General features: G+C 72.7%; 18 protein-coding genes. 7 read left to right on the forward strand and 11 right to left on the reverse strand.

Going from position 1 to position 23,047, the window contains the following annotated elements:
- Positions 1–136: 136 nt before the first annotated feature.
- From OHB00_RS22750 to OHB00_RS22785, 8 genes are all read right to left on the reverse strand, one after another.
- Positions 137–1,600: an aldehyde dehydrogenase family protein gene (locus tag OHB00_RS22750; protein WP_406437012.1), complete on the reverse strand. Its 1,464-nt coding sequence runs from the start codon at positions 1,598–1,600 to the stop codon at positions 137–139.
- Positions 1,597–3,327, reverse strand: coding sequence for an amidohydrolase family protein (locus tag OHB00_RS22755; RefSeq protein WP_406437014.1), 1,731 nt, complete (start codon positions 3,325–3,327; stop codon positions 1,597–1,599). The genes OHB00_RS22750 and OHB00_RS22755 overlap by 4 nt, the downstream gene beginning before the upstream one ends.
- A gap of 102 nt (positions 3,328–3,429) precedes the next feature.
- The gene (locus tag OHB00_RS22760) at positions 3,430–4,548 is read right to left on the reverse strand and encodes an LLM class flavin-dependent oxidoreductase (protein ID WP_406437016.1); all 1,119 of its coding nucleotides are present in this window, start codon (positions 4,546–4,548) and stop codon (positions 3,430–3,432) included.
- A 97-nt stretch (positions 4,549–4,645) separates the two neighbouring features.
- Complete coding sequence (locus OHB00_RS22765) at positions 4,646–5,416, reverse strand: SDR family NAD(P)-dependent oxidoreductase (protein WP_406437017.1); 771 nt, start codon at positions 5,414–5,416, stop codon at positions 4,646–4,648.
- Positions 5,417–5,425: 9 nt separating this feature from the next.
- Positions 5,426–6,349: an LLM class F420-dependent oxidoreductase gene (locus OHB00_RS22770; protein ID WP_406437019.1), complete on the reverse strand. Its 924-nt coding sequence runs from the start codon at positions 6,347–6,349 to the stop codon at positions 5,426–5,428.
- Entirely contained in the window at positions 6,346–7,581 is a 1,236-nt protein-coding gene (locus OHB00_RS22775) for an amidohydrolase family protein (RefSeq protein WP_406437021.1), read from the reverse strand. The genes OHB00_RS22770 and OHB00_RS22775 overlap by 4 nt, the downstream gene beginning before the upstream one ends.
- A 55-nt stretch (positions 7,582–7,636) precedes the next feature.
- Positions 7,637–8,134 carry an acyl-CoA thioesterase gene (locus tag OHB00_RS22780; protein WP_406437023.1) on the reverse strand — a complete coding sequence of 166 codons (498 nt, stop codon included), beginning with the start codon at positions 8,132–8,134 and terminating at the stop codon, positions 7,637–7,639.
- Positions 8,131–9,480, reverse strand: a complete 1,350-nt coding sequence (locus OHB00_RS22785) for a macrolide family glycosyltransferase (protein ID WP_406437025.1) — start codon at positions 9,478–9,480, stop codon at positions 8,131–8,133. Before OHB00_RS22785 ends, OHB00_RS22780 begins: the two co-directional genes overlap by 4 nt.
- A 421-nt stretch (positions 9,481–9,901) precedes the next feature.
- Here OHB00_RS22785 and OHB00_RS22790 point away from each other — a divergent pair, with 421 nt between their 5' ends.
- From OHB00_RS22790 to OHB00_RS22800, 3 genes are all read left to right on the forward strand, one after another.
- Positions 9,902–11,149, forward strand: a complete 1,248-nt coding sequence (locus OHB00_RS22790) for a wax ester/triacylglycerol synthase domain-containing protein (protein WP_406437027.1) — start codon at positions 9,902–9,904, stop codon at positions 11,147–11,149.
- A gap of 113 nt (positions 11,150–11,262) precedes the next feature.
- Positions 11,263–14,214 (forward strand): BTAD domain-containing putative transcriptional regulator, encoded by a 2,952-nt coding sequence (locus OHB00_RS22795; RefSeq protein WP_406437029.1) that lies wholly within the window; start codon positions 11,263–11,265, stop codon positions 14,212–14,214.
- A gap of 200 nt (positions 14,215–14,414) precedes the next feature.
- On the forward strand, positions 14,415–14,591 hold the full coding sequence (locus tag OHB00_RS22800) for a hypothetical protein (protein ID WP_406437031.1): 177 nt from the start codon (positions 14,415–14,417) through the stop codon (positions 14,589–14,591).
- Positions 14,592–14,696: 105 nt separating this feature from the next.
- On the opposite strand, the gene OHB00_RS22805 is transcribed toward OHB00_RS22800, so the two are convergent.
- Positions 14,697–16,253 (reverse strand): FadD3 family acyl-CoA ligase, encoded by a 1,557-nt coding sequence (locus tag OHB00_RS22805; protein WP_406445949.1) that lies wholly within the window; start codon positions 16,251–16,253, stop codon positions 14,697–14,699.
- A 108-nt stretch (positions 16,254–16,361) separates the two neighbouring features.
- On the opposite strand from OHB00_RS22805, the gene OHB00_RS22810 reads away from it, so the two are divergent.
- Genes OHB00_RS22810 through OHB00_RS22820 form a run of 3 tightly spaced genes read left to right on the forward strand, consistent with a single transcriptional unit; the run spans position 16,362 to position 18,710 of the window.
- Entirely contained in the window at positions 16,362–17,525 is a 1,164-nt protein-coding gene (locus OHB00_RS22810; RefSeq protein ID WP_406437033.1) for a lipid-transfer protein, read from the forward strand.
- A 1-nt stretch (position 17,526) separates the two neighbouring features.
- Positions 17,527–17,940, forward strand: a complete 414-nt coding sequence (locus OHB00_RS22815) for a Zn-ribbon domain-containing OB-fold protein (RefSeq protein ID WP_181805591.1) — start codon at positions 17,527–17,529, stop codon at positions 17,938–17,940.
- Positions 17,937–18,710 (forward strand): enoyl-CoA hydratase/isomerase family protein, encoded by a 774-nt coding sequence (locus OHB00_RS22820; RefSeq protein WP_406437035.1) that lies wholly within the window; start codon positions 17,937–17,939, stop codon positions 18,708–18,710. Before OHB00_RS22815 ends, OHB00_RS22820 begins: the two co-directional genes overlap by 4 nt.
- Positions 18,711–18,902: 192 nt before the next feature.
- Here the strand turns inward: OHB00_RS22820 and OHB00_RS22825 are convergent, their stop codons facing one another.
- Together OHB00_RS22825 and OHB00_RS22830 are read right to left on the reverse strand one after the other, a co-directional pair.
- Positions 18,903–21,245 carry a PQQ-binding-like beta-propeller repeat protein gene (locus tag OHB00_RS22825; RefSeq protein WP_406437037.1) on the reverse strand — a complete coding sequence of 781 codons (2,343 nt, stop codon included), beginning with the start codon at positions 21,243–21,245 and terminating at the stop codon, positions 18,903–18,905.
- A 199-nt stretch (positions 21,246–21,444) separates the two neighbouring features.
- Positions 21,445–22,176, reverse strand: a complete 732-nt coding sequence (locus tag OHB00_RS22830) for a VOC family protein (RefSeq protein WP_406437039.1) — start codon at positions 22,174–22,176, stop codon at positions 21,445–21,447.
- 169 nt (positions 22,177–22,345) lie between these two features.
- On the opposite strand from OHB00_RS22830, the gene OHB00_RS22835 reads away from it, so the two are divergent.
- Entirely contained in the window at positions 22,346–22,993 is a 648-nt protein-coding gene (locus OHB00_RS22835; protein WP_406437041.1) for a TetR family transcriptional regulator, read from the forward strand.
- Positions 22,994–23,047 lie beyond the last annotated feature (54 nt).

Below are 23,047 nucleotides of genomic sequence, written 5' to 3' on the forward strand. Positions count from 1 at the left end.
GGAAACCGGCCGTCCCCCTTGTCAGGTCCGGACGCTACGGATCCGCCAGCCGGTCCGTAGCCGGTTTCACGATCTCTGCCCGCACGGGACACCGCACTGGTCCCCAAAGGGCATGCGAAGAGCCCCGGTTGTCACCTCACCCCGGCCAGACGATCGCCTGCACCTCGCTGTAGGCGTGCAGGGCGTACGAGCCCACGTCCCGGCCGACCCCGCTTCTCTTGAAGCCCCCGAACGGCGCCTCCATGTTCCGGCCGACGGTGTTGATCCCGACTCCGCCCGCCCGCAGCCGCCGGGCCACCCGGAAGGCCCGGGCCACGTCCCCGGACCAGACGTAGTCGATGAGGCCGAAGTCGGAGTCGTTGGCGAGGGCGATGCCCTCCTCCTCGTCGTCGAAGGGGATCACGCAGACGACGGGGCCGAAGATCTCCTCCCGCGCCGCGCGCATGTCGTTGGTGCAGTCGGCGAGGAGGGTGGGGGTGACGTAGAAACCCCGCTCCAGCGGGGGGCGTTCGCCGCCCGTCACCACCGTCGCCCCCTCCTTCCTGCCGAGTTCCACGTACGACTCGACGCGCGACCGGTGCTCGGCGGTGATCAACGGGCCGACCACCGTGTCCGGCGCGGCCGGGTCGCCCACCTTCAACCGGCCCGCGTACGCGGCGAGTCCGGTGACCAGCCGGTCGTACAGCCCGCGCTGCACCAGCACCCGCGTCGGGGCCGTACAGATCTGCCCGCTGTAGAAGGAGAAGGTGGTGCCGATGCCCGCCACCGCCGAGCCGACGTCCGCGTCCTCGAAGACGACCGCCGCGCCCTTGCCGCCCAGCTCCATCAACTGCCGTTTCATGTCCCGCCCGCACACCTCGGCGATGCGCTGCCCGACGGCCGTGGAGCCGGTGAAGCTCACCATGTCGACGTCGGGCGAGGACACGGCTGCCTCGCCGACGCCGGTGGACCGCCCGGAGACGACGTTCACCACCCCGGCCGGAGCCCCGGCCGCCTCCAGCGCCTCCGCCATCCGGTACACGGACAGCGGATCCTGCGGAGCGGGTTTCACCACCACCGTGTTGCCCATCGCCAGCGCCGGCGCGATCTTGCCCGCCGGGTTGGCCCACGGGTTGTTGTACGAGGTGATGCAGCTGACCACCCCGACCGGCTGGCGCACGGCGAGCGCGCCCATCACGCCCGCCTTCCCCATCGGCCCGGCCTCGTTGATCTGCGGCGGGATCGCCCACTCGGCCGGTTCGACGGTCGCGTACCGGCGGAACCGGGCCGCGGCCACCCCCACCTGCATCGCGCGGGCGGTACCGGTGGTCGCGCCCGTCTCGGCGCGGGCGAGGTCCGCGTACTCGCCCAGCCGCCCGCGGACGATGTCGGCGGCCCGGCCGAGCACCGCCGCCCTCTCCCCCGCCGGCGTCCGCGCCCAGCCGTCGCAGGCGTCCCGGGCGGCCGCGCACGCGGCCAGCACCTGCTCCCGGGAGGCCTCGGGCGCCCGGCCCACGGTCTCCTCCGTCGCCGGGTCGACGACCTCGTAGTACCCGTGGTCGGGCGCCACCCACCGGCCCCCGACGAACAGCCGCTGCCCGTCCGCCGCCGCCTCGCTCACCGGGTGCTCACCGTCCTGGTGTCCCGCCCGGACCGCAGCACCTTCCCCGGTACGGACCCGCTCACCACGTCGTCCCGGATCGCCTCGACGCCGTTGACCCAGACCGCCCGCACCCCGATCGCCTTCGCGTCCAGGCGCGGACTGTCTCCCGGCAGGTCGTGCACCAGGGTGGCCTGGCCGGCGGCGATCCGCTCCGGGTCGAAGAGCACGAGGTCCGCATGCCAGCCCTCCGCGATCCGCCCCCGCTCCCGCAGTCCGAAGAGCCGGGCGGGATCGTCGGTCAGCATCTTCACGGCCTGTTCGAGACCGAGCAGCTTCCGGCCGCGCAGACAGTCACCGAGGAAGCGGGTGGTGTACGGAGCTCCGCACATCCGGTCCAGATGCGCCCCGGCGTCCGACCCGCCGAGCATGACGTCCTCGTGCTGCCAGGTCTCGGCGCGCAGCGCCCAGGAGGCCGGGTCGTTGTCGGTGGGCATCGGCCACAGGACGGTACGGAGGTCGTCGGCGGCGCAGATCTCGACCAGGGTGTGGAAGGGGTCCTGGCCGCGCTCCTCTGCTATGTCACGTACCACCCGGCCGGACAGACCGGCGTTCGCCTCGCTGTACGTGTCCCCGATGACGTACCGCCCGAAGTTCGCGAGCCGCCGGAAGACCCCGGCCTCCTTCGACTCGGCGCGCCGCAGCATCTCCGCCCGCACCTCGGGGTCGCGCAGCTTCTCGATCCGCTCCGGAACCGGCAGCCCGAGCACCGGCCCCCAGCCGGGGATGAGGTTCAGCGCGCAGAAGGTGCCGAGCGACATGTTCATGGGCGTGAGGATCGGCATGGTCAGCGCCACGACCCTGCCGCCCGCCTTCCGGGCCCGCTCACTGGCCTGGAGCTGCCGGGGCACCCGCTCGGGCACGGCGGCGTCCACGGTCAGCACGTTCCAGTTCAGGGGCCGCCCGGCCACCGCGCTCATCTCGGCGAACAGCTCGATCTCGGCGTCGCTGAACTGGTCCAGGCACCCGGCGACGATCGCCTCGATCTGCGTCCCCTCGTGCTCCCCGACCGCTTTGGAGAGGGCCAGCAGCTCCGCCGGCCGGGCGTGCCGCGAGGCGACCGGCTGCCCGTCCCCGTCCGAGTGCGTGCTGGACTGGGTGGTGGAGAATCCCCATGCTCCCGCGTCCATGGCCTCGTGCAGCAGACGTACGATCTCCGCGAGTTGCTCCTCGCTCGGCTGCCCACCGACCGCGTCCGGACCCATCACGTACCGGCGCAGCGCGCAGTGCCCCACCATGAACCCGGCGTTGACGGCGATCCGCCCTTCGAGCGCGTCCAGATACTCCCCGAACGAACTCCAGCTCCAGGGCGCCCCTTCCTCCAGAGCGACCAGGGACATGCCCTCGACCTTGGACATCATGCGCCGGGTGTAGTCGGCGTCGGCGGGCCGGGAGGGGTTCAGCGGCGCGAGGGTGAAGCCGCAGTTGCCGGCGGCGACGGTCGTGACCCCGTGGTTCAGGGAAGGGGTCGCGTACGGGTCCCAGAAGAGCTGCGCGTCATAGTGCGTGTGCGGATCGACGAACCCGGGGGCCAGGACGAGTCCCGTGGCGTCCTCGCTGGTGCGGGATTCCTCGGTGACGGACCCGACGACGGCGATACGGCCGTCGCGGATACCGACGTCGGCGACGGCAGCGGGCGCGCCGGTCCCGTCGACGACCGTCGCCCCCTTGATGACGTGATCGAGCACGAACCTTGCCTCCTCAAGCATGCAATGCGCTGACCGACCTGCTTTCAGGGGCGCGGGGAACTGCGTGACCAGCCCCCACACACCCGCAGCCGCCGTACGACCTCAGGCGGCTTCCCGGAACCGCGTAGTCCGGTGAACCGGATCCGTGTCGATCTTCGGAATCACGTGCTCCCCGATCAACCGGATCGTCTGCAGCGTCTCCTCCTTCGGCACCCCCACCGGCAGTCCGAAGCTCAACTGGTCGGCTCCGGCCTGCTCCCACCGTTTGCACTGCCGCAGCACCTCGTCCGGGTCGCCGCAGATCAGCAGCTCCTCCTCGACCAGCAGCTCCACGAACTCCGGCGTGTACTCCGGCAGCGTCTCCGGCCACTCCGGGAAGCCCTCGGGCCGCGGGAAGGTGTCGTGGTACCGGAACACCAGCGAGGGCAGGTAGTGCAGCCCACCGGACGCGGCGATCCGGATCGCCTCGTCGTGCGTCGGCGCGCAGATCGCCGTCGTCGTCACCATGACGTTGTCGTTGACGAAGTCCCCGACGGGTTCCGCGTTCACGATCGCCGTCTTGTACTGCTCAAGCACCCACTCCATGTCGGAGACCTTCTGGATGCTGAACCCCAGAACGCCCAGCCCCTTCTTCGCCGCCATGGCGTACGACGGCGGCGACCCGGCCGCGTACCACATCGCGGGGTGCGACTTGCCGTACGGCTTGGGCAGCACCTTGCGCGGCGGCAGCTGCCAGTGCTTGCCCTGGAAGCCGACGTACTCGTCCTGGAGCCACATCTTGGGGAACTCGGCGATGGTCTCCTCCCAGATCTCCTTGGTGTAGTTCATGTCGGTCACACCAGGGATGAACCCGAGGATCTCGTGGGAGCCGGCGCCGCGCCCGCTGCCGAACTCGAAGCGGTTGCCGGTGAGATGGTCGAGCATGGCGACCTTCTCGGCGACCTTCACGGGGTGGTTGACCTGGGCCAGGGGGTTGAAGATCCCGGAGCCGAGGTGGATCCGCTCGGTGGCGTGGGCCAGGTAGCCCAGGTACACGTCGTTGGCGGACAGGTGCGAGTACTCGTCGAGGAAGTGGTGCTCGGAGGCCCAGGCGTACTTGAAGCCGGACTTGTCCGCCTGGATGACGTACTCGGTCTCCTCCATCAGTGCCTTGTGCTCGGCCAGCGGGTCGGTCTCAGCTCGCTTGCCCACGTATCCCTGTACAAAGAGCCCGAATTCCAAGGCGGTTCACCGTCCCAAGTCCAGGTGGTCCTCGTTGTCCTTATGAGTGCTACGACTTTCTGACGTTGCGTCAGATTCGTCAATAGATGACGCCCCGTCAGATGACATTGACCCCCGCCAGCCAGCCCCCGTCGATCACGAACGGCTGCCCGGTGATGTACGACGAGTCGTCCGAGGTCAGGAAGAGCGCCAGCCTGGCCACCTCCTCCGCCCGCCCGATCCGGCCCAGCGGCACGAGCTTGCGGTACAGCTCGTCCAGCGCGCGGCTCATCTCCGCCGGGTCGGCGGCCGGGTCCAGCCGGGCCGGGTTGGACATCGCGGTGTCGATGGCGCCGGGGCAGATCGCGTTGACGCGGATCCGCCGGTCGGCCAGTTCCAGCGCGGCGACCCGGGTGAGCCCGAGCACCGCGTGCTTGGTGGCGGCGTAGGTGCCGACCGCGGCCATCCCGGTCAGCGCGGTGTAGGAGGCCGTGTTGACGATGGTCCCGCCGTCGTCCAGTTCGGGCGCCACCGTCTTCATGCCCAGGAAGCAGCCGACCTGGTTGACCTGCACGACCTGCATGAACTCTTCGAGAGGCGTGTCCACGAGTGCGTTGAAGCGCAGGATGCCGGCGTTGTTCACCAGCCCGTCGAGGCGCCCGTACGCCTTCTTCGCGGCGGCGACGGCGGCCTGCCACTCCGCCTCCGACCCCACGTCCAGGTGGACGTAGGCCGCCCCGATCTCCTTGGCGAGGGCCTCGCCCTGGTCGTCCAGCACGTCCGCCACGACGACTCTCGCGCCCTCCGCGACGAAGAGCCGCGCCTCCTGCTCGCCCTGTCCGCGCGCCGCCCCGGTGACGATGACGACCCGCCCGTCCAGCTTGCCCATGCCACTCCCTCAGGTGAGAAGGGGCGCGACTTCCGCCCCGAACGCCTCGATCTGGTCGATGAGTTCGGCCCGGCTCCGGCTGCGGAACCGCACCTGGATCTGGTGCACGCCCATCGCGCCGTACGCCCGCAGCGACTCGGCGAGGGCCTCGGGGGCACCGCTGAGCGTGCGCCGGCCCACCGCCCAGTCCGGCGTGCCGACGTAGAGCGGTTCGGTGATCGCGCCCACGGTGACCGGCTCCTCGATGCCGGCTTCCTCGCGCAGCCGCAGCAGCCGGGCGATCTGGTCCGGGAGCCGGTCCCTCGGGTCGCCCTGCGGCAGCCAGCCGTCGCCCTTGAGCGCGGCCCGCCGTACCGCGGCGGGCGACGACCCGCCGACCCACACCGGCACCCGTTCCTGCGCGGGGCGGGGCCGCTGCCCGAGCCCGTCGAAGTCGTAGAACTTGCCGTGATGGGAAGGGAATTCGTCCGGACCGAGGGCCGCCCGCAACGCGTCGATCGCCTCGTCCAGCACCGCTCCCCGCCGCCCGAAGTCCGCCCCCAGCACCTCGAACTCCTCCCGCACGTGCCCGGCCCCGACCCCGAGGATCAGCCGGCCGCCGGAGAGATGGTCGAGGGTCGCGTACTGCTTGGCGGAGAGCAGGGGGTGGCGCAGGCCCACGACGGCGACATGGCTGAGCAGCCGTACCCGCTCGGTCACGGCGGCCAGGTGGGCGAGGGTGGCCACCGGGTCGTACCAGACCGTGCTCATGGCCTCGGCCAGCCGGTGCGGGATCGCCACGTGGTCACAGACCGCGAGGTAGGCGAAGCCGGCCCGGTCGACGGCCCGCGCGATCTCGACCAGGTCCGCGGCGCCCGCCCCGGCCTCCCAGCCCTCGGCGTAGAGGGTGGACTGGGACTGGACGGGGAGCTGGATGCCGTGGCCGAGGCTCACCGCGGACCGCCCCAGAGCCCGTCGGGGCTCAGCCCCAGCAGCTCGATCGCGTTCCCCCGTACGATCCGCTCCACCACGTCCGCCGCCAGATGACCCATCTGCGCCTCGCCGACCTCCCTCGACTTCGGCCAGGTCGAGTCGGAGTGCGGGTAGTCGGTCTCGTACAGGACGTTGCCGAGGCCGATGGCGTCGAGGTTCTTCAGGCCGAAGGCGTCGTCGAAGAAGCAGCCGTACACGTGCTCGGCGAAGAGTTCGGAGGGCGGGCGGGTGACCTTGTCGGCGACGCCGCCCCAGGCCCGGTTCTCCTCCCAGACCACGTCGGCGCGCTCCAGGATGTAGGGGATCCAGCCGATCTGGCCCTCCGCGTACATCACCTTCAGGTTCGGGAAGCGCTCGAACTTGCCGCTCATCAGCCAGTCGACCATCGAGAAGCAGCAGTTGGCGAAGGTGATGGTGGAGCCGACCGCGGGCGGCGCGTCGGCGGAGGTGGAGGGCATCCGGCTGCTGGAGCCGATGTGCATGGCGACGACCGTGCCGGTCTCGTCGCAGGCGGCGAGGAAGGGGTCCCATGCGTCGGTGTGGACGGAGGGCAGACCCAGGTGCGGGGGTATCTCGGAGAAGGCGACGGCGCGCACGCCCCGGGCCGCGTTGCGGCGGACCTCCCGCGCCGCCAGCTCTGCGTCCCAGAGGGGGATGAGGATGAGGGGTATCAGGCGGCCCTGGGCCAGCGGGCCGCACCACTCCTCCACCATCCAGTCGTTGTAGGCCTGGACGCAGAGCAGCGCCAGCTCGCGGTCCTTGGCCTCGGTGAAGGTCTGCCCGCAGAAGCGGGGGAAGGTCGGGAAGCAGAGCGCGGACTGGACGTGGTTGACGTCCATGTCCGCGAGCCGCTGCGGAACGTCGTACGACCCGGCCCGCATCTGCTCGTACGTGATCACTTCGAGCTTGATCTCGTCGCGGGAGTAGCCGACGGCGGTGTCGAGACGGGTGAGGGGGCGGTGCAGGTCCTCGTAGATCCACCAGTCGCCGATGGGGCCGTCCTCACCGGGCCGTCCCATGACGGGCTTGAAGCGGCCGCCGAGGAAGCTCATCTCCCTCAGCGGGGCCCGGACTATGCGCGGACCGGTGTCCAGGTACTTCTTCGGGAGGCGGGACTGCCAGACGTCCGGCGGCTCCACGGTGTGGTCGTCGACGGAGATGATCAGCGGGAAGGTGCCGTCCTGGGTGTCCATGGCGCTCACGGTAGCGCCGATCTGACGAACCGTCAGCTAGGGGAATGACGGTACGTCAGACTGGCGGACGGCAGTCGCAGGTCGCGTGCCTCGCCAGCACGGCCAGCTCGTCGTCCTCCAGCCTGCGGGTGCGGCGGGCGGCGGGGTCGTAGGCGACGCAGGTGCTCACGCAGGTGCAGAACACCTGGTCGCCGCGGGTGATCCGGCTGGTCAGCTCGAAGGAGGAGCGGCGGACCGTGCTCACGGTGGTGCTGATGACCGCCGGTTCCGGGCGGAGGTCGAGAGCCTCGGTGTAGTCGAGTTCGTGGCGGGCGTAGATGACCCGGACGCGAACGGCCTGGCCGGGGCCGCCGTGCTGGAGGTAGAACAGGTCCACGTGGGCGTCCTGGATCATCTCCAGGAGACGGACGTTGTTCACGTGGTTCATCGGGTCCAGGTCACTCATCCGGACCGGGCGGCTGTAGAGATGCGGGCGGTGGTGGTGCGGCGGTGCCGGGGCGGGGGCCGGCAGAGCCTCCAGAGCCGACAGGGCAGCGAGGGCCGCGTGGCTCATCGGCGGGCTCCGGGGTGTGCGGCTCCGGGGTGTGCGGCTTCGAGTTGTCCGGCATCGAGGGGCGCGGCTGCGGGCTGAGCCGCTCCGGGCCGTCCGGCATCCACATGTGCGGCTCCGGGCTGTCCGGCTCCGGGCTGAGCCGCTGTCAGCGTGTGCTCGATGAGGTCCGCGGCGGCCGGGGCGCCGCCCGACCGGTCGAGCTCCGTGCGCAGGGCGGTGACCCGGGCGCGCATGGCCGGGTCCTCGGTCACCCGCAGCACGGCCTCCCGGAGCGCCCGTGCGGTGACCTGCTCGCGCGGCAGGTGCACGCCCAGTCCGAGGTCCTCGATCCGGCCGGCGTTGACGCGCTGCTCGGCCATCTGCGGGATCGCCACCATCGGCACCCCGTGCTGGACGGCCTCCATCGTGCCGCCCATCCCGGCGTGGGTGACGAAGACGGACGCGCGCGCGAGCACGGCGAGCTGCGGTACGTGCGCGTGCACCTCGAAGTGGGCCGGGAGCGGGCCGAGCAGGCCGGGGGTGACGTCCGGGCCGACGGCCATCACGACGTGCATCGGGAGGTCGCCGAAGGCCTTCACGCAGGCCCGGTAGAACTCCGGGCGCCGGGTGAACTGGGAGCCCAGGGAGACGAGGAGCACCGGCATGCCGGGGCGGGGCGGCCACCAGGACCCCTGGAAGGAGCGGTCGCCGAGAGCGGGGCCGACATAGGCGACGCGGCCGGCGGCGACCGTGTCCGCTCGGCGCTGGAAGGCGCGGGGTAGGAAGGCGATCGCCTGCTCGGGGCGCTCCACCTCGTGGATGCGGGCGGGGTCGAGGCCGCGCTCGGCGAAGGCGGCGGCGAGGGCGTCGTAGCCGGGGAGTTCGGCGAGGCCGCCGGCGCCGTCGAAGAACTCGGGGAACAGGCCGTCGTAGGCCATGTGCGTGGGCGAGCACAGGACGGTCGGTACGCCCCACTGGGCGCCGAGCAGCAGGCCCGCGAAGCCGTAGACGTCGTAGAGGACCAGGTCGGGGCGGTCGTGTTCGTACGCCCTGGTCAGCGCGGGGAGCGAGCCGAGCGAGGCGTGGACGGCGCGGGCGAAGCCCTCCGCGAGGCGCTCGGGCGCGGGCGAGCCGTCGCTCTGCACCGGGTAGACGACGGGTTCGGCGCCGGCCGCCTTCACCGCGGGCGTGAAGTCCTCGGTGATGGCGTACGTGACCCGGTGGCCCCGGCGCACCAGCTCTGCCACCACTCCCAGGGTCGGGTTCACATGCCCCTGCATCGGCAGGTTGACCACGGCGATGTGCGCCGGGCGCGCACGGCGGCGCGGGGGCGCGGAGGAAGGGGCGGCGGAGCTGGTGCCAGGCACGATGAGCGTTTCCTGTTCCTGAACGGCGTCGGGGCGCCCGTCGGTTCATGGAGATCGTGGGTGTGGGGAGGCGGGCATCGGTACAACGACGCCGACCCGCTTCACGCGACTGGCAACAGGTGGAAGACAACCCCTTCGTGGTGACTTGCCGGGCGACGGGTTGACCGGTCGGGCGTGACCTGGGGCGCCGATGGGCGTGGGCGGCTGTGGCCGGGGCGCCGATGGGCGTGGGCGAGCGTGACCGGAGGTCGCGGCTGGGCGTCGGCGAGCGTGACCGGAGGTCGCGGCTGGGCGTCGGCGAGCGTGACCGGAGGGCATGGCTGGGCGTGAGCCGGGGGGGGGTGGGCCGGCGTGACCGGGAGTCGTGGGCGGGCGTTGGGCGGCGTAGCGAAACGCCGCCCGCCACTACAGGAGCCGCCTCATGCCCGGACCGTATCTGCCCTTCATGGAGGAGGGGATGGCCCGCTGGCCGTTCGGGCCGCCGCACGCCGGGATCGCGCTGGACTTCACGGGTCCGCCTCCCCAACTCGCCGAACTGCACGCGCTGGTGCGGGAGCGGTGGGCCGGTCTGCCGCGGCTGGCCCGCCAGTTGGTGCGGGACGAGCGACGGCCGCTGTCGGGATGGTCGCGCCGGCACCGCTGGGAGGACCTGCCCGCCGGCCACGACCTCGCGGGGCAGGTCCTCGACACGGGCCCGGCGACGCTCCAGGACGCCGTACGGGACTGGTTCCACAGCCCGTTCCCCGGCGGTGAACCGCCCTGGAACCTCCATCTGCTCCAAGGCCCGGACGAGGGCGAGTTCACCCTCCTCTTCCGTATGCACCACAGCCTGCTCGACGGCCGGTCCCTGACCACCCTGCTGCGCGCCCTCCTGGACGGCTGCGACCCGGTGGACGCCGGTGCCGCGGCGGCCGGTCCCGGCGAGCTGCGCCGGACGCCCGCGCCCGGCAGCCAGCCAGGCCTGCTCGCCGCGGGCCTGGCGGTGCCGCTGCCCGCGAAGGGCGAGCGGCGGACGGCGTACGCGGTCCTGCGTCTGCCCTCGGAACTCGTACGGGCCGCGCGCCGGAAGCCGGGGGCGACCACCAACACCGTGTTCCTGGCGGCCGTTTCCGGTGTGCTGCGCTCCTGCCTGCTGACCGCTTCGGTCGCGGAGGCCGCCGGCGGGCCGGTGTGGCTGTCCGTCCCCGTCGACCAACGCCCCGCCGACCGCGGCGACTTCCTCGGCAACGCGTTCTGCAACATCCGGCTGGCCGCACCGGTGGACCGGTCGGACCCGGCGGACCGGCTGGCCGCCTGCGCCGGACTGCTCACGACCGTCACCCGCCCGCTCGGCCGGGCGGAGAAACTCTTCGAGTCGGCCGTCACCGCCCTCCCCGGCCCGGCCCAGGCGCTCGCCCGCGGCCGCCTGTTCGCCGCCGCCTACGCCTCCGCCGCCTGCACCTACGTCCACCTGCGCGAGACCGGCCGCACCCTGGCGGGCCGCCCGCTGCGCCGGGTCACCCTGGTTCCCATGGTGCCGCCGGACGACACGGCCACCTTCGCCCTGGGCGGCTGCGCCGGCGGCCACACCCTGAGCGTGTTCACCAACTCCGGTGCCGAGGACGCGGACCTGCTCGCGGAGTCGTTCCGCCACGAACTGGGCCTGCTCGCGGAGACCGCCGCCGTGTGAAGACTGTGTGGACCACCGCGTGTCCGCCTGTGATCGGCATCTCCCCCGGCTGACGCGACCCGCCCGGACAAGGCAGACTGACGGGGTGGAGCGGGATGTCTAGGGGGACGGGCATGGACGGTGGACCGCGGGTACCGGAGCAGCGGCGCGCCTCCTCCTCGGCGGAGGCGGCGACGTTGCGCTTCAGTGTGCTCGGTCCGGTGCGCGCCTGGCGCGGGGAGGAGCCGCTCAACACCGGCTCTCCGCAGCAACGCGCGCTGCTCGCCGCCCTGTTGCTCCGCGAGGGCCGGACGGCGACCGCGGCCGAGCTGATCGACGCGCTGTGGGGTCCCGAGCCGCCGTCGCAGGCGCTGGCGGCGGTGCGCACGTACGCGTCCCGGCTGCGCAAGGTCCTGGACCCCGGGGTCCTGGTGAGCGAGTCCGGCGGGTACGCGGTGCGCGGGCTCGGCGAGGACGCCCTGGACCTGGCGGCGGCGCAGGACCTGGTGGCGGCGGCCGAGAAGGCGCGCGGCGCCGGGAGGCTCGGGCAGGCCCGGGAGACGCTGAACCGGGCGCTCGCCGTGTGGGACGGCGAACCGCTGGCCGGAGTGCCGGGCCCGTACGCCGACACCCAGCGGACCCGGCTGGAGGAGTGGCGGCTCCAACTCCTCGAAACCCGCCTGGACATGGACCTGGAGCAGGGCTGCCATGCGGAGGCGGTGTCGGAGCTGACCGCCCTCACCGCGGCCCACCCCCTGCGCGAGCGCCTCCGCGAACTCCTCATGCTCGCCCTGTACCGCAGCGGCCGCCAGGCGGAGGCCCTCGCGGTGTACGCCGACACCCGCCGCCTGCTCGCCGAGGAGCTGGGCGTGGACCCGCGTTCCGGCCTGCGCGACCTGCAGCAGCGCATCCTCCAGGCCGACCCGGCCCTGGCCGAACCCTCCTCCCCCGCGCCGGCCCCCCTGCCCGCCCCCGTCCGCCCCGCCCAGCTCCCGGCGACGGTCCCCGACTTCACGGGCCGGTCCGCCTTCGTCAGCGAACTGAGCGAGGTGCTGGTGTCGGCGGAGGGCCGGGTGATGGCCGTGTCGGCGCTGGCGGGCATCGGAGGCGTCGGCAAGACGACCCTCGCGGTCCATGTGGCCCACCAGGCCCGTTCGGCGTTCCCCGACGGGCAGTTGTACGTGGATCTGCAGGGCGCGGGCACCCGGGCCGCGGAACCGGAGACGGTGCTCGGTGCCTTCCTGCGCGCCCTGGGCACGGCCGACTCCGCCATCCCGGACTCCCTGGAGGAGCGGGCGGCACTGTACCGGTCCGTGCTGGACGGGCGCCGGGTGCTGGTCCTGCTGGACAACGCGCGGGACGCGGCGCAGGTACGGCCGTTGCTGCCGGGCACGGACGGCTGCGCGGCGCTGGTGACGTCCAGGGTGCGGATGGTCGACCTGGCGGGTGCCCACCTGGTCGACCTGGACGTGATGTCCCCGGACGAGGCGTTGCAGCTGTTCACGAGGATCGTCGGCGCGGAGCGGGTGGCCGCCGAGCGCGAGGCCGCCCTGGACGTGGTCGCGGCCTGCGGCTTCCTCCCGCTGGCGCTCCGCATCGCGGCCTCCCGGCTGGCGGCCCGCCGCACCTGGACGGTCTCCGTGCTCGCGGCCAAGCTCGCCGACGAACGCCGCCGCCTGGACGAGCTCCAGGCCGGCGACCTGGCGGTGAAGGCGACCTTCGAACTGGGCTACGGCGCCCTGGACCCGGCCCAGGCCCGCGCCTTCCGCCTCCTCGGCCTGGCCGACGGCCCGGACATCTCCCTGGCGGCGGCCGCCGCGATGCTGGACCTCTCCCAGGAGGACACCGAGGATCTCCTGGAGTCCCTCGTCGACACCTCGCTCCTGGAGTCGGCGGCCCCCGGCCGCTACCGCTTCCACGACCTCGTCCGCCTCTACGCGCGTGCGTGCGCGGAACGCGATGAACAGCCGTCCGGTCAGCGCGAGGCGGCGATGTCCCGGTTGCTGGACTTCTACCTGGCCACGGCGGCGGGGGTGTACGCGATCGAGCGGCCCGGCGACCGTCTGGTGGACCACCTGGAGGCCACCGAGTACCCGGGGCTGGCCTTCCAGGACCGGCACCGTGCGCAGGACTGGCTCTACACCGAGGCGATGTCCCTGCTGGCCTGCGTCCGGCAGTCGACGGCACCCGCTCTGCTGAGGCGGGCCGTGGACCTGTTGTGGGCGGCCGTCGACCTGACGGAGTCCGGTGCCAACTCCCGGGAGTACGAGGCGACGGCCGCCGCCATGCGGGACGCGGCGCGCGCCGCGGCGGACGTGCGGACGGAAGGCCGTGCGCTGGTCACCCAGACCAACGGCCACCATGTGATCGGCCGTTTCGAGCTGGCGAACGAGCTGGCCACCGAGGCCGTCCGGCTCGCGGACACGGCGGGCGACCCGCTGCCCGGGTGCTGGGCGTCCAACATGATGGGCATCATCGCGCTGTACCAGAACCGGCTGGAGGACGGCGAGGCCCACCTGACCCGCGCGATCGACAGCTTCCGCGCCTGCGGCGACGGGCCCGGTGAGGCCAGCGCGCTCTGCAACCTCTCCCGGATCCACCTGGCGATGGGCCGGACGGCGAGCGCGATCTCCCTGGCCCAGCAGGGGACCGGCATGTACGACGCCATGGGGCACGCGCTGAAGGGTGCCAACGGCCGGTACGCGCTGGGCCTCGCGCTCACCCAGGGGGGCCAGTACGGCCAGGCCGCCGAGCGGCTCCAGGAGGCCCTGGAGGTGTTCCGGGACAGCCGGATGCGGCTGTGGGAGGGGATGTCCCTGTTCCGGCTCGCCGAACTCGACCTGGCTGCCGAACGGCCGGCCCAGGCCGCGACCAACGCCGAGTCGGCCCTGACCCTGCTGCGCGGGATCGGCGGCGAGTGGCGGCGCGCGAACGTGCTCACGGTGCTGGGCCGCGCCCTGAGCCGGATCGGGCACTCGGGCCGGGCGACGGTCTGCTGGCAGGAGGCGCTGACCATCTTCGAGGGGCTCAAGGCCTCCGAAGCCGAGGAGGTACGGGGCCTGCTCAACCCGAGCGCGGTCGCGTAGCCGGCGGCGGCGTTCATCGTTCGTTTATCGCCCCACGGCACTCTCGTCCTGTCGATCCGTCGCGTCGGGGGGCAGACGGTTCGGCCAGAGGCCGCCCCTTAAGGTGTAGCGGCCCGGAAGCGTCCGCCCGGCGGCCCTACGGGGGAGTCGCCGGGCGGACGTTCCACCCACAGCCTCAAGGACATTCAGGGGAGCGAATGATGAGCGACGACACGAAGACGGCCGAGGCCGAGGCGGCAGCCGCCGACAGCGACGAGATCACCACGCTGAACACCCACGCCACCATCGAGCCGATCAACGCCACCATCCTCAGCGCGGCCGCCGAGGACACCACCGTCACGCCGGACAACACGCACGCGACGGACGAGAAGGCCTGACCGGACCACACCGAGACGGGGATCGGCCGCGGCGGCGCGGAGGGGGAGCCGTCGCGGCCGAGGCATGCCCGGGGACGGTCCCGGGGGGACTTCCGGGCCCGGCGCTCACCTGGCCCGCAGCTCCCCCTTCACCACCTTCCCGCTCGCGTTGCGCGGCAGTTCCGCCACGAACTCCACCGTCCGCGGGACCTTGTAGTTGGCCATCTCGCGGCGGGCCCAGGCGATCAGGTCGTCGGCTGTCAGCACCGCACCGGGGCGCCGCACCACGAACGCCTTGCCGACCTCGCCCAGGCGGCCGTCCGGGACGCCGACGACGGCCACGTCCGCCACGTCCGGGTGCAGGCCGAGCAGTTGCTCTATCTCCGCCGGGTAGGCGTTGAAGCCGCCGACGATGAACATGTCCTTGAGGCGGTCGGTGATGCGGAGGTTGCCGGCCGGGTCCAGGACGCCGACGTCGCCGGTGCGCAGCCAGCCGTCCGGCGTCAGGGTGGCGGCGGTGGCCGCCGGGTCCTCGTAGTAGCCGCGCATGACGTTGAAGCCGCGGACCAGCACCTCCCCGGCCTCGTCCACCCGCACCTCGGTCCCGGGTATCGCCCGGCCCGACGTCGACGCGATCACCGTCGGGTCGTCGCCCCGGCGGCACATCGTCACGATCCCGCTCGCCTCGGAGAGGCCGTAGGCGGTGAGCACGGTCTCGACGCGGAGTTCGCCGCGCAGGCGTTCCACCAGCGCCAACGGGACGACCGCCGCTCCCGTCACCACCAGGCGCAGGGCCGAGAGGTCGTGGGTGTCGCGGGCCGGGTGGTCCAGGAGCGACTGGTGGAGGGTCGGGGGGCCCGGGAGGACCGACACGCGTTCCGCCGCCACGTTCGCCAGGACCGTCTCCACGCTGAACACCGGCTGCGGGATCATCGTCGCGCCGCGCATCAGGCAGGCGATCACCCCGGCCTTGTAGCCGAACGTGTGGAAGAAGGGGTTCACGATCAGATAGCGGTCGTCGGTGCGCAGGCCCGCCAGGTCGGCCCAGACCTCGTAGGCGCGGAGGGTCTGCGCATGCGTGATCATCGCGCCCTTGGGGCGGCCCGTCGTCCCCGAGGTGAAGACGATGTCGGAGAGGCAGTCGCCGTCCAACCCGGCCGAGCGGGCGGCGACCTCTCCGGCGCCGACGCCCTCCCCGGCCGCAAGGAAGTCCTTCCAGGTGCGGAAGTCCACCGGCGCGTCGTCCGACAGCACCACCACGTCCCGCAGGGCGGGCAGCCCCGGCAGGGGGCCGGCGCCGGCCCCCTGCTCCGCCGCCCGCCGCAGCGACGCCACGTACGAGGTGCCCAGGAACGTCCCCGTCACGAACAGCAGCCGGGCCCCGCTCCTGCGCAGCACGTCCGCCGCCTCCGTGCCCTTGAAGCGGGTGTTCAGCGGGACCAGCACCCCGCCCGCCGACACCGCGCCCAGCGCCGCGACGATCCAGTCCAGGGAGTTCGGCGCCCAGATGCCCACCCGGTCGCCGGCCTCGACGCCGGCGGCCAGGCAGGCGGCCGCCGCCCGTTCCACCCGGACGCCCAGTTCGGCGTAGGTGATCCGGGTCCGGCCGTCCACCACCGCCTCGACGTCCGCGTACCGCTTCGCCGCCGACCGCACCAGCCCCGGAACGGTCCCCCACTCCATGTCACCGCGCACAACCGGCCTCCCCGGACGCATAGCTGACTGTTCGTCAGATTAGCGGTAGCCTGACGGCCTGTCAGCAAACCGCGAGAGCCGTGGAGGTGCGGGCACATGGCCGGTCTCAGGGGCGTCAAGAACGCCACCGCCATCGTCGGGATCGGGCAGACCCCCTTCGCCAAACGGCTCGACGAGGACGAGAAGACCCTCGCCTGCCGGGCCGTCGTGGCCGCCCTGGACGACGCCGGCATCGCCCCCGGCGAGGTCGACGCCGTCGCCTCCTTCACCATGGAGGAGACCGACGAGGTGGAGCTGGCCAAGGCGGTCGGCTTCGGCGACCTGACCTTCTTCAGCAAGGTGGGCTACGGGGGCGGCGGTTCCTGTGCCACGGTCGCGCATCTCGCCGCGGCGATAGCGAGCGGGCAGGCCACGGTGGGAGTGGCGTGGCGGTCCCGCAAGCGCGGCTCCGGGCCCCGCCCCTGGACCAACACCGCCGTCCAGCTCCCGACCCCCGCCCAGTGGACCCGGCCCTTCGGTCTCCTGCGTCCCGCCGACGAGATAGCCATGCTCACCCGCCGCTACATGCACGAGTACGGCGCCACCCGCGACCACCTCTTCAACGTCGCCCTCGCCTGCCGCAACCGCGCCAACCAGAACCCGGCCGCCGTCATGTACGACCGCCCGCTCACCCGGGAGATGTACATGACCTCCCGGTGGATCAGCGAGCCGCTCTGCCTCTTCGACAACTGCCTGGAGACGGACGGGGCGCTGGCGTGCGTGGTGGTCAGCAGCGAGCGGGCCCGGGACTGCCGGCGGGCCCCCGTCTACGTCCACTCGGCCGCCCAGGGCCTCCCCGCCCAGCACCACGGCATGGTCAACTACTGGAACGACGATCCCCTCACCGGCCCCGCCTGGACCGCCGCCCGGCACCTGTGGAAGCACGCCGACCTCACTCCGGAGGACGTCGACGTCGCCCAGATCTACGACGCGTTCACCGCCCTGATCCCCCTCTCCCTGGAGGGCTACGGCTTCTGCGGGCGCGGGGAGGGCGGGGCGTTCACCGAGCAGGGGGCGCTGGAGATCGGCGGGCGGCTGCCCATCAACACCGGGGGCGGCGGGCTCTCCGAGGCGTACGTGCACGGGTTCAACCTGATCACCGAGGGCGTCAAGCAGTTGCGCGGCACCAGTACCGCCCAGGTGCCGGGCGCCGCCACCTGCCTGGTCACCGCCGGCGAGGGCGTCCCGACCTCCGCCCTCCTCCTCACCAACCGGAGCTGAGATGCTGCGACCGGCCACCGACACCGACGGCGCCCCCTTCTGGGAGTACGCGGCCCGCGGCGAACTCCGCGTCCAGGCCTGCGCCGACTGCGGCGAACCCCGCTTCCCGCCCCGGCCCTGCTGCCCGCACTGCCAGTCCTTCGCGAGCGAGTGGCGGCCGACGAGCGGGCGGGGCCGGATCTGGTCGTACGTCGTCCCGCACCCGCCGCTCCTGCCCGACTACGCCGCCCAGGCGCCGTACAACGTCGTCGTCGTGGAACTGGACGACGCGCCCCGGGTGCGGATGGTGGGGAACGTGGTGAGCGGGGCGGGGGCGCCTCTCGACTCCCTTCCCCCGGACCGGATCCGGATCGGCGCCCGGGTGCAGGCGGTCTTCGCGGACGGTCTCCCGCAGTGGGTCCTGGAGCGGCCGTGAGCCTGCGGCTGGAGACGGACAAGGAGAGCGGGGTCGCCGTCCTCACCCTCGACCGCCCCACGCGGCTCAACGCCATCGACCTCGCGACGGCCGCCGAACTCTCCGCCACCTGGCGGGCGCTGCGCTTCGACGACACCGTACGGGCGGTCGTCCTCACCGGGGCCGGCGGACGCGCCTTCAGTACCGGGCTCGACCGGGACGCCGTGGTGCCACAGCCGTCCTCGCCGTACAGCCAGGACGATCCGCTGATCGCGATCGGGCCGAAGTCGAACGACCTGTGGAAGCCGGTGATCGCCGCCGTGGCCGGGATGGCCTGCGGGGGTGCCTTCTACCTGCTGGGCGAGTGCGACTTCGTGATCGCCGACGAGACCGCGGCCTTCTTCGACCCGCACACCTCCTACGGCATGGTCAGCGCGTACGAGTCGGTGCTGATGGCGCAGCGGATGCCGTACGGGGAGGTGGCCCGGATGGTGCTCATGGGCAACGCCGAGCGGCTGGGGGTGCGCAGGGCGTACGAACTGGGGCTGGTCTCCGAAGTGACCCCCGCCGGTGAGGCGCTGACGGCCGCCGTCCGGTGCGCGACCGTCGTCGCCGGGTATCCGACGGAGGGCGTGCAGGGCAGCGTACGAGCACTGTGGGCGGCGAAGGAGGCGGCCCGGGAAAGGGGGTTCGGGCAGGCGCCGCACCTCATCTCGCTGGGGAACCTGCCCGATGAGCGCCAGGCGGAGCTGTTCGCCGACCGGGGGCGCGGCGCCCCCCGTATGCGCTGAGACCCCGCCCAGAGGGGTGCCACTCGCCGCCGCCACGCGACTGCGGGTACGCCGGTGGCTTGTCGCGTAGTTCCCCGCGCCCCTGAAGGGGCGCCCTGCCCAGCCGACGGGGCGACAGCCGACCCAGGGGCGCGGGGAACTGCGCGATCAGCCCCCACGCAGCCGCAGCCGCCCGTCAACAGATCGCGGCACTCACGCCGTGCGTGCCGTCCCCGTGCCCTTCTCGGCGTCCAGGGCGTACACGCACCGGTCCTTGCTGCACGCGTACACCACCCCGTCACGCACCACCGGCGAGCCGGTGATCTCCCCGCCCGTCGCCAGCTTCCAGCGCAGGCGGCCGTCGTCGGCCTTCAGGGTGTAGAGCAGGTGGTCGGTGGAGCCGAAGTGGATGCGGCCCTCGGCCACCGCCGGCGCGCCCACCACGTCGCCGCCCGCCTGGAACCGCCATTTGGGGGTGCCGGTGACCGCGTCCAGCGTGTAGAGCCCCTTGCCGCTGCCGACGTGGACGTGACCGGCGGCGACCAGCACCGGCTCGATCGAGGCGCGGGCCTCCGTCGCGATGCGCCAGCGGTCGCGGCCGTCGGTGGCGTCGAGGGCGTAGACGGTGCCGAGGTAGTCGGCGAGGTAGATGCCGCCGCCGGTCACGGCGGGGCCGGGGACGAAGGTGGGCGGGGAGAGGAAGACGGCCGGGGCCTCGAAGTGCCAGCGCACGCGTCCGGTCGCGGTGTCGAGGGCGATGACGCGGGTTCCCGCGGAGGCGTACACGAAGCCGTCGTCGGCGTGGGTGAGGCGGACCGGGACGCCGCCGCAGGAGGCCGCGTCGCCGATGGGGTAGGACCAGCGTTCGTCACCGGTGCGGGCGTCGAGGGCGCGCAGGCGCGCGTCCTGCCAGACGTACACCCTGCCGTCGTGGAGGGACGGGCCGGACTCGGGGGCCTCGAAGTCGGTCTGGGCACCGGACAGCTCCCAGAGCTTCTGCCCGTTGGACGCCTCCCAGGCCTGGACCCCGCCGCCCCGGGTGCCGGTGACGAGGGTGCCGCGGTCGGCCTTGAGGGCGTACACCCAGGCGTCGGTGGACAGCCGCCACAGGTCGCCGCCCTCGCGGGCCTCCAGGGCGAACAGGGTGGGGCCGTCGGAGGCGTGGATACGGCCGTCCGCCACCGCCATGGACCAGGCGACGTCTCTCGTCTTGAAGCGGCGGCGGCCGGTGGCCACGTCGAGCGCGTGCACCTCGAAGGAGGTGACGTAGACGAGGTCGCCGTCGACGGCCGGGGTGCCCCAGACGTCGTTGGACATCCGGAACCGCCAGGGCCGCCAGCCGGACGCCGTCTCCGGGGGCAGCGCGGGCACCGGCGGTCCGGCGGGGTCGGCGCCGTTGACGCCGGGGTGCGGGCGGGACCAGCTGGCGACCAGGCCGGCCTCGGGCGGGGGCGCCTTCACGGCGGCGGCGCGGGCGTCGGCGACGCGCGGGCCGGGGCCGATCGGCACCTGGGCGCCGGCGAGGCGGACCGGACCGGCGTCGGGGGCGCCCACCGGGACGGGGGCGGGGACCGCGGGGTCGTAGGAGGGCGGCGGAGGGACCGCTAGGCGGCCGGCGCTGCGGGCGCCGGACGGGTTGGCGGAGGGTTTCACCGCGGGGCGGCCGCCGCGGCGGGACTCGATCAGCCCGACCGCCTTCTCGGGCAGCCAGGCGGACGCCGTCCCGCTGTCGTCCGAGCCGGAGCCGAACAGGTGGGGGGCGAGCTGGGCCTGGAGGTCGGCCGGGTTGGGCCGGGCGGTGGCCTCCATCTGCATGCAGGACTCGATGAGGGGACGCAGTTCCGCCGGCAGGCCTTCGAGGTCGGGGCCTTCACGGAGCAGCATGAAGACGGTCTCGACCGGGTTGGCGCCGTGGAAGGGCGGGTGGCCGGTGGCGGCGAAGACGAGCATGGAGCCGAGGGAGAAGACGTCGCTCGCGCCGGTCACGGACCGGGAGTCCTTCGCCTGCTCCGGCGACATGTACGCGGGGGTGCCGACCGCGACGTTCGTCATCGTCAGCCGGGTGTTCGAGACACCGGAGGCGATACCGAAGTCGATGACCCGGGGGCCGTCCTCGACGACGAGGACGTTGGAGGGCTTGAGGTCGCGGTGGACGAGTCCGGCGCCGTGGATCGACTGGAGCGCCTCGGCGACGCCCGCCGCGAGCCAGCGGACCGCCTGGGCCGGGAGCGGCCCGCAGTCGTTCACTATCTCTTCGAGGGAGGGCGCCGGCACGTACGCGGTCGCGAGCCACGGCACGGCGGCACGCGGGTCGGCGTCGACGACGGCCGCCGTGTAGAAACCGGAGACCGCGCGGGCCGCCTCCACCTCGCGGGTGAAGCGGACCCGGAACAGCTGGTCCTCGGCGAGCTCGGTCCGGACGGTCTTGATCGCCACGCGCCGGCCCGACGCCGAGCGCGCGAGATAGACCAGCCCCATGCCGCCGGCCCCCAGCCGTCCCAGCACCTCGAACGGCCCGATCCGCCGCGGATCGTGCTGCGTCAGCTGATCCACCACTTGCCTGCCACCTCCCCGTACGGGCCCCGTCCACCCACATATGTACGCGACCCCGTGCAGCGTCTCACCACCGCACCGCCATGGCGGCACGCACCCCGATTCTTCCTGGCCCGGGCACAGGTTGCGAACCCGGCGACCAATCGGGGTGTCTCATGGCAAATTAAGACATTAGTCCGCCGGGAACCGTACTTTTCCGGCCTCAGCGTTCCAGCAGCGCGAAGGACGCCCCTTGATTGTCGGTCACGACGGCGACTTTTCCGTACGACGTCTCGAAGGGCGGCGCCTGCACCCGGCCGCCCGACTGCTGTACCGCCCCGACCGCGGCCGTGACGTCCCCGGTGCGGAAGTGGACGACGAACTGGGACGGCATCCCGGCCGCGAACACCTCGGTCACGGGGGCGCGGCCGAAGTCCGGGTCGGCGCCGGCGCCGAAGAGCGCGTCGGTGAAGAGGTGGCCGTAGAAGGCGTTGGCCGCGTCGGTGTCGGTCGTGTAGAGCTGCGCCCAGGCGAAGCTGCCGGGGACGTGCCGGACACCGAAGCCGGCATGGCTCGCGGCCTGCCAGATGCCGAAGACGGCGCCTGTGGGGTCGGCGGCCAGCGCGGCGGTGCCGAGGTCGCGCACCGGGGCGGGGTCGTTGACGATCTGCCCGCCGGCGGCGACGATCCGGCGGGCGAGGTCCCGGGCGTCCGGGGTCGCGAAGTACACCGTCCAGACGGTGGGCATCCGGCCGTCCCTCTTCCGCGCCAGCCTGGCGACGCCCGCGCCGCCGAGGCGGGCCCACACGGCCCCTCCCTCGGCTCCTCCGGCGTCCTCGAAGGTCCACCCGAAGAGCCCGCCGTAGAACCGCTTGCCCGCCTCGACGTCGGGGAGCTGCGCGTCCACCCAGCACGGGACGCCCTCCGGGTATCCGGATGCCCTGTTTTCGGCCATGCCGTCAAAGTAACCGCCCGGCCCGCACCGCGCAGACCAGCCGCACCCGCCCGGAGTGACCGGCGCTTTCCGTTCCGCTTCCCTTCCCCCGCAGTACCCCCGTGCCCCCGTGCACCCCATTTGCAGTCGGCCGAATCGCGCTCCGATCACCCCTCGGTAAGCTGACGGCATGACAGGACAAGTGCGTACCGTCGACGGCCGCGTGGCCGGCCGGCGTGGGCAGGCGACCCGGCAGAAACTGCTCGACTGCCTCAGCGAGATGCTCAGCTCCTCCCCTTACCGGGACGTCAAGGTCATCGATGTCGCCCGGAAGGCGGGCACTTCACCCGCGACCTTCTACCAGTACTTCCCGGACGTCGAAGGCGCCGTCCTGGAGATCGCCGAGCAAATGGCCACCGAGGGCGGCCAGTTGACCGAGCTCCTGGCGGGACGCTCCTGGGTCGGCAAGGCCGGCTGGGCGACCGCGCAGGAACTCGTGGACGGTTTCCTGGAGTTCTGGCGCAGGAACGACGCGATCCTGCGCGTGGTCGACCTCGGGGCGGCCGAGGGGGACAAACGGTTCTACAAGATCCGTATGAAGATCCTGAACTCGGTGAACAACTCCTTGACCGACTCCATCACGGAGTTGCAGTCCAAGGGCAAGGTCGACAAGGACGTGAACCCGGCGGCCGTGGCCGGTTCACTGGTCGCGATGCTCGCCGCGGTCGCCGCGCACCAGAAGGGTTTCCAGACCTGGGGCGTGAAGCAGGCCGAACTCAAACCGAACCTGGCGCTGTTGGTGCATCTGGGCGTGACCGGGAAGAAGCCCACGAAGTAGCCCACGCCCTGGGTCCTGTCTGGCAGGCGGTGGTTCACACACAGCGGTGGACCA

Origin of the sequence: Streptomyces sp. NBC_00631 (assembly GCF_045206895.1) — a bacterium.
Classification (GTDB): Bacteria; Actinomycetota; Actinomycetes; order Streptomycetales; family Streptomycetaceae; genus Streptomyces.

Coding starts and splice junctions, on each gene's coding strand:
- OHB00_RS22765 (WP_406437017.1), bottom strand. CDS start 5,416: ATGGGCAAGCTGGACGGGCGGGTCGTCATCGTCACCGGGGCGGCGCGC.
- OHB00_RS22775 (WP_406437021.1), bottom strand. CDS start 7,581: ATGGACACCCAGGACGGCACCTTCCCGCTGATCATCTCCGTCGACGAC.
- OHB00_RS22780 (WP_406437023.1), bottom strand. CDS start 8,134: ATGAGCCACGCGGCCCTCGCTGCCCTGTCGGCTCTGGAGGCTCTGCCG.
- OHB00_RS22790 (WP_406437027.1), top strand. CDS start 9,902: ATGCCCGGACCGTATCTGCCCTTCATGGAGGAGGGGATGGCCCGCTGG.
- OHB00_RS22795 (WP_406437029.1), top strand. CDS start 11,263: ATGGACGGTGGACCGCGGGTACCGGAGCAGCGGCGCGCCTCCTCCTCG.
- OHB00_RS22800 (WP_406437031.1), top strand. CDS start 14,415: ATGAGCGACGACACGAAGACGGCCGAGGCCGAGGCGGCAGCCGCCGAC.
- OHB00_RS22805 (WP_406445949.1), bottom strand. CDS start 16,253: ATGGAGTGGGGGACCGTTCCGGGGCTGGTGCGGTCGGCGGCGAAGCGG.
- OHB00_RS22810 (WP_406437033.1), top strand. CDS start 16,362: ATGGCCGGTCTCAGGGGCGTCAAGAACGCCACCGCCATCGTCGGGATC.
- OHB00_RS22815 (WP_181805591.1), top strand. CDS start 17,527: ATGCTGCGACCGGCCACCGACACCGACGGCGCCCCCTTCTGGGAGTAC.
- OHB00_RS22830 (WP_406437039.1), bottom strand. CDS start 22,176: ATGGCCGAAAACAGGGCATCCGGATACCCGGAGGGCGTCCCGTGCTGG.
- OHB00_RS22835 (WP_406437041.1), top strand. CDS start 22,346: ATGACAGGACAAGTGCGTACCGTCGACGGCCGCGTGGCCGGCCGGCGT.